The 7469-nt window shown below is 69.8% G+C and carries 7 protein-coding genes and 1 pseudogene; 6 read left to right on the forward strand and 2 right to left on the reverse strand.

Going from position 1 to position 7469, the window contains the following annotated elements; genetic code table 11:
* Window positions 1-12 precede the first annotated feature (12 nt).
* The 4 genes from CRP55_RS46820 to CRP55_RS46835 all read left to right on the forward strand — a co-directional run bounded on the left by CRP55_RS46820 (window position 13) and on the right by CRP55_RS46835 (window position 3515).
* Window positions 13-1617, forward strand: a complete 1605-nt coding sequence (locus tag CRP55_RS46820) for a fatty acyl-AMP ligase (RefSeq protein ID WP_097328567.1) — start codon at window positions 13-15, stop codon at window positions 1615-1617.
* Entirely contained in the window at window positions 1614-2231 is a 618-nt protein-coding gene (locus CRP55_RS46825) for a ThuA domain-containing protein (protein WP_097328568.1), read from the forward strand. Before CRP55_RS46820 ends, CRP55_RS46825 begins: the two co-directional genes overlap by 4 nt.
* 69 nt (window positions 2232-2300) lie before the next feature.
* A complete protein-coding gene (locus CRP55_RS46830; protein ID WP_097328580.1) occupies window positions 2301-2891 on the forward strand; it encodes a DedA family protein in 591 nt (196 codons plus the stop codon).
* 45 nt (window positions 2892-2936) lie between these two features.
* Window positions 2937-3515, forward strand: a complete 579-nt coding sequence (locus tag CRP55_RS46835) for a cupin domain-containing protein (protein WP_097328569.1) — start codon at window positions 2937-2939, stop codon at window positions 3513-3515.
* Here CRP55_RS46835 and CRP55_RS53700 read toward each other — a convergent pair.
* Window positions 3512-4801, reverse strand: coding sequence for a collagen-like domain-containing protein (locus CRP55_RS53700; RefSeq protein ID WP_179855656.1), 1290 nt, complete (start codon window positions 4799-4801; stop codon window positions 3512-3514). The genes CRP55_RS46835 and CRP55_RS53700 overlap by 4 nt on opposite strands.
* A gap of 3 nt (window positions 4802-4804) precedes the next feature.
* Between CRP55_RS53700 and dacB the strand changes: the two genes are divergently transcribed.
* Window positions 4805-6292 carry a D-alanyl-D-alanine carboxypeptidase/D-alanyl-D-alanine endopeptidase gene (gene dacB / locus CRP55_RS46845; RefSeq protein WP_097328571.1) on the forward strand — a complete coding sequence of 496 codons (1488 nt, stop codon included), beginning with the start codon at window positions 4805-4807 and terminating at the stop codon, window positions 6290-6292.
* A gap of 105 nt (window positions 6293-6397) precedes the next feature.
* Window positions 6398-7093 carry a GTP pyrophosphokinase gene (locus CRP55_RS46850; RefSeq protein ID WP_245923813.1) on the forward strand — a complete coding sequence of 232 codons (696 nt, stop codon included), beginning with the start codon at window positions 6398-6400 and terminating at the stop codon, window positions 7091-7093.
* 229 nt (window positions 7094-7322) lie between these two features.
* Here the strand turns inward: CRP55_RS46850 and CRP55_RS46855 are convergent.
* Window positions 7323-7469: pseudogene (locus CRP55_RS46855) on the reverse strand (IS30 family transposase); the annotation flags it as partial.

Here is a 7469-nt window from a genome sequence, read left to right on the forward strand (position 1 = left end):
CACTGTGAACGGGTGAGCCGATTCGTCGATGAAGTGATCGCGAACGCCGCCCGCGCCCGCACCGGCATGGTGACCGGTGAACCGGGCGAACCTCTTCGCCGCACCTGGGGCGAGGTCCACGACCAGGCCCGGCGCATAGCCGGTGGTCTGGAACCCGGCCAGGCGGTCGCCGTCCTGGCCGGGCAACCCGCCGAGATCGCCCCGGTCGCGCAGGCGATCTGGCTGGCCGGCGGCAGCATGACGATGCTGCACCAGCCCACTCCCCGCACCGACCTGGATGCCTGGCGCGAGGACACGATGCGGGTGCTGAAGATGATCGACGCCCGGGCCGTCGTCGTGGGTGCCCCTTTCGAGCCGGTGATCCCGGTCCTCGAGGCGTACAAGATCAAGCATCATCGCTTCGAAGAGTTGATCAAGGGACCGGAGATCAGCCGGCACAGGGAAGCCGGCGAAGACGACGCGGCCCTTCTGCAGCTCACGAGCGGCTCGACCGCCGAGCCCAAGGCCGTGCGCATCACCCACCGCAACCTGTTCGCCAACGTCACCGACTCGGCGCGGCATCTCGGCTGCGACGAGACCGGCGTCATGGTGTCCTGGCTGCCGATGTTCCACGACATGGGCATGGTCGGATGCCTGCTGCTGCCCATGCTCAGCGGCATGGAGCTGGTCAGTGTCACCCCGGCCGACTTCCTCAGCCGGCCGCTGCTGTGGGCCGAGCTGATGAGCCGGTACGGAGGAACGATCACCACCGCCCCGAACTTCGCCTGGGCCGTGCTGGCCCGCCAGCTCGCCCGGGTGCCCGACGGCGCCCTCGACCTGTCGACGTTGCAGGTGGCGGGCAACGGCGCCGAGCCGATCGACCCGGCCACCATGGAGGCGTTCGTGTCGACGGCGACCCGGTTCGGCCTCAAGCCCGAGGCCGTGAACTGCTGCTACGGCGCCGCCGAGAGCACACTGGTCATCTCCATGTCGGCCATGGCCGACCCGATGCTGCTCGACGTGGTCGACGCCTCGGCGCTCGAGCAGGACCGCCGGGCCGTCCCCACCGAGGACGGCACGCGTCAGCTGCCGAAACTCGGCAAACCGTTCCCCACCGTCGAGGTCCGGGTCGTCGACGACGACGGCAAGCCGCTCAGCGAACGCGAGGTCGGCCGCCTTCAGCTGCGCGGCGAGTCGGTCACCGACGGCTACATCACGCCGGACGGCTGGGAGCCCGCGCGCGACGCCGACGGCTGGCTCGACATCGGCGACGAGGGCTACCTCACCGACGGTCAGGTCGTGGTCTGCGGCCGCCGCAAAGACGTGATCATCATGGGCGGCCGGAACATCTATCCGACCGACATCGAGCGCGCCGCGGGCCGCGTTCCCGGCGTGCGGGAGGGAAACGTCGCGGCCGTACGCCTTCTCGCCGGCGACGGCCGTCCCCGCGAGTCCTTCGCCGTGATCGTGGAGGCGCGCGAGGGATCGCACGACGACATCGCCCGCGAGGTCACCAGCCGCATCGTGGCCGAGATCGACGCCCGCCCGGCGCAGGTCCGCGTCGTCCCGCCGGGCTCCCTGCCCAAGACACCGTCCGGCAAACTGCGGCGCGGCGCCGCGCGGGAGCTGCTCGGATGACGCGGATGCTCGTCTTCACCCGCACGGCCGGCTACCGCCACGAGTCCCTTCCGGCCGCGGTGGCGGCGATTGAGGCTTTCCCAGGTGTACGCGTCGTGCACAGCGAGGATCCCGTCGCGCTGCACGACCTCAGCCAGTACGACGTGGTCATGTTCCTGTCCACGACCGAGGACGTCCTCGATCCGCGCGGGCGCTCGTCGCTGCGGTCGTTCGTGCTCGGCGGCGGCGGCTTCGTGGGCGTGCACTCGGCGGCCGGCACCGAGCTGAGCGACCCCTGGTACGGCGAGCTTCTCGGTGCCCGTTTCGCTGGGCACCCGGACGGCGTACAACAAGCAACGCTCTTCGATCGTGAGGGTCAGCCCTGGAAGTTCACCGACGAGTGGTACGGCTTCACCGAGGTCCGCGACGACCTGGAGATCCTGCTGACGGTGGATGAGGAGACTTACGAGCCCGGGTTGTACGCGATGGCGGGCCCCCACCCGCAGGCGTGGCGGCGGCCGGTCGGCGCGGGCCGGTCGTGGTACACCGCGCTCGGCCACACAAGCGAGGCGTGGGCCGATCCGGCGTTCCTCGACCACGTGCGCGCAGGCATCGCCTACGCGGCCCGCGACTGACCGGTTCACGCCGGTGACGACGGTCGCGAAAGGGTGTCGCGGCCGTCGCCGCGGCCTAGCGTGGGCAGCGTGCTGGAACTCATCGACCGCTTCGGCTACCTCGGGGTGGCCGGCGTCGTCTTCGTGGAGAGTTTCGGCGTCCCGGCCCCCGGCGAGACCGCGATCATCGCGGGCGCGGTGGCGGCGGGCAGCGGCCACCTGAACATCTTCGGCGTCGCCGCGGTCGCGTTTCTGGCCGCGGTCATCGGCGACACTCTCGGCTACGAGATCGGCCGCCGCGGCGGGCGGCCCCTGGTGCACCGCTTCGGCAAGTACGTCCGCTTGACTCCCCAACGCCTGGACAAGGTCGAGGCGTTCATGACGCGCCAGGGCCCGAAGGTCATCGTGGTGGCCCGCTTCGTCGAAGGGTTGCGGCAGTTCAACGGCATCGTGGCCGGGCTCAGCGGCATGCACTACCGCAAGTTCATCGCCTGGAACGCGCTCGGCGCGGCCCTGTGGGTGGGATTGTGGTCGACCGGCGGCTACTTCGCGGGCGACCACATCGAGCAGATCGCGAAGGCGGCCAGCCGCTATCTGGTGGTGGCGGTCGCCGTGGCGGTGCTGGCCGTCATCGCGTACGTCTGGCGCCGTCGCCGTCATCGCCACCAGGTCGATAGGTGACAATGTTCGCGCATCGATCATCGTCCTATCAGGAGGCTACCCGCGATGAAGGGCCAGATCGTCCACTCCCCCGAGGGTGAGGAGATCGTCCTCGCCGACATCGGCCTGGTCGAGCTGTTCGACAACCCGGTGGTGCGGGTGTGGGACGTGTCGCTCCAGCCGGGCGAGACGCATCCGTGGCATCTGCACCACAACCCGTACGTGGTGCTGAGCATCTCGGGTTCGGAATGCCGGATGGACTGGCTGGACGGCGCTGCGCCGCGCTTCCTGAACGAATTTCGGGGCGGGTCCGTCTATCGCCCGCTGTCGCCGGTGCACCGGCTGACGAACATCGGCGACCGCTTCTACCAGAACCGCCTGGTCGAGCTGAAGCAGCTGGGCGAGCTGCGCGCCGAGCCGTACCCGGTGGGCGGGGGCGCCCGCAGCGTTCCCGGCTCGCCGTTGGAGCACGACCACGTCAAGGTGTGGACCGTGCGGGCGCCGGCGGAGCTGGACCTGGCCGAGGTGCCGCACGTGGTCGCCTCGCTGGACGCGCCGCTCGAGGTCCGCTTCCACGAGGGCGGCCCGCTGAAACTCGACGGCGACGCCGAGTGGTTCGTGGTGGCGCTGACGTTGCCGCTCTAGATCCCGGCGTACTCCCTGAGCCGATCATGGCCGTGCGGCAGGCCATGATCGGACACCGCCAGACTGAAGTTGACGAACTCCATCCCGTCGTACCGCCAGGCCCCCGGGTTGTCGGCGAGCGTGCGGACGAGCCTGCGCTGCCGTTCGCTCAGCTCCCGAAAGCCCGTGCCCTTGGCCACCGGCCCGTCCGGAAAGGCCGCCCGCAGCGCCACGACGAGCGCGGTCAGGGCAGGCTCGGCGCTGACATGCCGCAGCCGTTCCAGGGCCGCCCGGAGCGGATCCACCCCGATCAGCTGCAGCGAGAGCAGGGCATAACCCCCGAGGTCCCCTTCGAGGTACGGGATCGAGGGGTCCCCAGGAGCATCCGACGCCGCCCAGCCGAGCAGCTCATCACGCACCTCTCCCCTGCTCACCCCGAGCCGGGCCAGCGCCACAGCGCCGGCCCACCGCATGATCGGATCATCGCTACCAAGAGCCGCCTCCGCCACCGGCACCCCGTCCGCCAGCCCCACCAGCCCCACCCCCACCACGGCCGCCGGCTCCGCCTTGTCCACCCGCACCGCCGCACCCAGCGGCGCCACCTCGCCCAGCGGCGCCACCTCGCCCTGCGGCTCCGCCTCACCCCGCGACACCTCGCCCGGCGGCGCCGCTGGCGCTTCCTCGCCCAGCGAAACCGCGTGGCCCCGCGGCCCCGCCGTCCGCGTCGCCTCGCCGTGCGGCGCCGCTCGCGCCGAAGCCCACCCTTCACCGCTCGCCCGATTTTTCAGGATTTCGAGCGACTTAGTCTCCCCCGGAAACCAGCCCAACAGGCACGACGCCGACGCTGCGACGTCCGCATCAGCCTCGTTTCCGCCCGCCAATCGCTGGAGCAGCGGCAGCCCCGCCGCCACCGCCTCGTACGCGCGCAGCTCGTCGACCAGCCCCTTGGCCCGCAACTCCGCCACCCGGACCGTCCCCGGCAGCCACATCCCGTCGCCGCCGATCGCGATGATCCCCAGCAGGTGCAGCAGCAGATCCCTGTCCGGAACCGACGGGTCCCCCACCAGATCCAACAGCTCCGGCACCGCAGCCGCGCTGGCCGAGTACCGGTTCCCTTGGTGAACAATGCTCGCGTAGAGCTCCCCGAACGCCTCCCGGCGCTCGTCCTCGTCCTCCGACCTCAGCGCCGCGAGATGCCCCGGCACGTCCTCCGCCGATCCGTACGCATGCCGCAGCCCCGCCCAGTCGACCACCGCGCCATCATTCCAGCCGCGGCGTTTCCTTGATCGCCGCCGCGCGTTGATCATGCGATGAAACGTCGAGCAACCCTGTTCCTGGCGATCCTGCTGGGCACGATCGCCCCTTCCGCCCCTGCCCTGGCCACCGGCGTCACGACGCCTCCGGGCGCCCTGACCACCGCCGTTGATCAGTTCCTGGCTGATCCCGCGCTGGCCGGCGCGCAGACCGGCGTCGTGGTCGCCGACGCGCGCACGGGTGACTTCCTCGTCGACCGGCGTGGCAACGAGCGCCTCCTGCCCGCCTCGAACGTCAAGCTGCTGACCTCGGCCGCCGCCATGTCGCTGCTGGGGCCGGGCCACCGTTTCGTCACCACCGTCAGCACGGACGGTCCGCGGCACGGACGAGTGCTCGACGGCGACCTGTACCTGCGCGGCTCCGGCGACCCGGCTCTGACCCCCGCCTCCCTGGACGCCCTGGCCCGCGACGTGGCGGCCACCGGCGTCCGCCGCATCACGGGAGATCTGGCCGGCGACGACACCGCTTTCGACGACGTACGCCTCGGCCTGGAGTGGGCCTGGGACGACGAGTCCTTCGCCGGCGCCGCCCCTGTGTCCGCCCTCACACTGTCACCCGACAGTGACCTGTTGGCCGGAACGGTCACCGTTACTGTCAGTGCCGCCCTCTCCGGGCGACCGGCGGTCCGGCTCACCCCGCCGACGTCGCTGCTGAAGGTCGTCAACCACGCCGTCACCGGCGCGGGCCCCAGCACCATCGAGGTGACCCGACGCCACGGCACCTCGACACTCCTGGTGACCGGCTCTCTAGCCGCCAATGCCCCTAGTAACAGCGCCTCAGTTACGGTGAGCGACCCAACATTGCTTACCACGGAGGTGTTCCGCTCGGCTTTGCGCCGTCACGGCGTACAACTGGAGGGCCGGACGAGGACCGCCAAGACCGCGCCCCCGCCCGGTCGGGAACTGGCCCGGCACGCCGGGCCGGCGCTGCGGACGCTGATGGCCCCGCTGCTGAAGCTGTCCAACAACAACATGGCGGAATTGCTGGTCAAAGCCATCGGCGGCGGCTCCTGGGAGGCGGGCACGGCAGCGGTCGCCGGCTATCTCGACCGGCTCGGCATCGACCCGGCCACCCTGCGGCAGGTGGACGGCTCCGGGCTGTCACGGCGCAACCTGATCCCGCCCGCCGCCCTGACCCGGTTGCTGCTCGGCGTACGCCAGGAACCCTGGTTTGGAACTTGGTTCGCCGCACTCCCCGTAGCCGGCAATCCCGACCCGCTGATCGGCGGTACGCTGCGCAACCGCATGCTCGGCACCCCCGCAGCCGGCGTGGTGCACGCCAAGACCGGCACGCTCACCGGTGTCACGGCACTCTCCGGTTATGTCGACGGCGACCGTCCGCTCGTCTTCTCGGTGATCGTCAACAATCAGTTGGCGCCGTCGGTCACCACCGTCATCGACCGCCTCGTCGTGTCACTGACGCAGAGTAGTCAATCTGGGGCCGCCCCTGCGTCGGCCCGCTGGCGTACTGCGAATACGGTATGACGGTGACTTCGCTGGGATGACGACGGGGTGATCTCAGTCGAGCGATGCTGGTCAGGGCAGGGATGCCGCGGCACCGCGCATCGAACGACTCTGGAGAACGGCACCGTGACGACCGAGCAGCCCGCTGTGAGCGGCGACCAGGAGATCGCCCGGCGGACCGACAAGACCCTGGCCGTGCCATCGGCGCCCTCCACGTTCGCCGACGATCTCAGCCACTTCATGCTCGTCTACAAGTTCGGCCTGGCCGAGATCGGCACGAAGATCTCGATCCTGGCCGAGGAGCTCGCCCACCGCGGCCGGGGCAACCCGATCGAGCACGTGCTGCCCCGCCTCAAGACCACCCAGAGCCTCACCGCGAAGGCCCACCGGATCAGCTGCCCGCTCAACCTCGACGACCTGCGGGCCCGCATCCGGGACATCGCCGGCATCCGCATCGTCTGCAGCTTCGTCTCCGACGTCTACACGGTCGCCGACATGCTCACCCGCCAGCCCGACGTCACGCTGATCGAGACGAAGGACTACATCGCCCGCCCGAAGACAAATGGCTACCGCAGTCTGCACCTGATCGTGGAGATCCCGGTCTTCCTCTCCGACCGGGTCGTCTCGGTGCCGGTCGAGGTCCAGCTCCGCACGGTCGCCATGGACTTCTGGGCCAGCCTGGAACACAAGATTCACTACAAGTACGACCCGGACGTCCCCGCCGCCCTCCGGCAGGAACTCGCCGCGGCCGCCGAGGACGCCGCCCGCCTGGACGTGCGCATGGAACGCCTCCACCGCGAGATCCACGGCCCCCGCCGCTGAGGGCGCGGCACCTCCCACGAATGCACGCTCACAAACGCTGACGGTGCCTTCAGGTGAGGAGCACCTCCCTGCGGCATGGGAATTGTGCGTCTCCCCGACTTGCGAGGCCGACATATTCTTTTTCTACTGGCGTGATCGTTTGATTGTTCTCGATCTTCAGGGTGCGGGATAATGGTTTATGGCGCAGCTGGGGTTGGCGGATTCTAGGAGTGGTTGCAACACTCTTGGTTTATTTACTGGTCAGGAGTGTAGCGAGGCGTTCAGCCGGGGTGTCCCAGCCAAGGGTTTTGCGGGGTCTGCCGTTGAGTTCGACAGCCACCGCGGCGAGGTGCTGCGGGCTGTGTGAGCTGAGGTCAGTGCCTTTAGGAAAGTATTG

It is taken from the genome of Paractinoplanes atraurantiacus, assembly GCF_900215205.1.
Taxonomy (GTDB): domain Bacteria; phylum Actinomycetota; class Actinomycetes; order Mycobacteriales; family Micromonosporaceae; genus Actinoplanes; species Actinoplanes atraurantiacus.

What these genes read in the sequence shown, in the direction of transcription:
- CRP55_RS46825 (WP_097328568.1), top strand. Translation starts at nt 1,614, where the DNA reads ATGACGCGGATGCTCGTCTTCACCCGCACGGCCGGCTACCGCCACGAG.
- CRP55_RS46835 (WP_097328569.1), top strand. Translation starts at nt 2,937, where the DNA reads ATGAAGGGCCAGATCGTCCACTCCCCCGAGGGTGAGGAGATCGTCCTC.
- dacB (WP_097328571.1), top strand. Translation starts at nt 4,805, where the DNA reads ATGAAACGTCGAGCAACCCTGTTCCTGGCGATCCTGCTGGGCACGATC.
- CRP55_RS53700 (WP_179855656.1), bottom strand. Translation starts at nt 4,801, where the DNA reads ATGATCAACGCGCGGCGGCGATCAAGGAAACGCCGCGGCTGGAATGAT.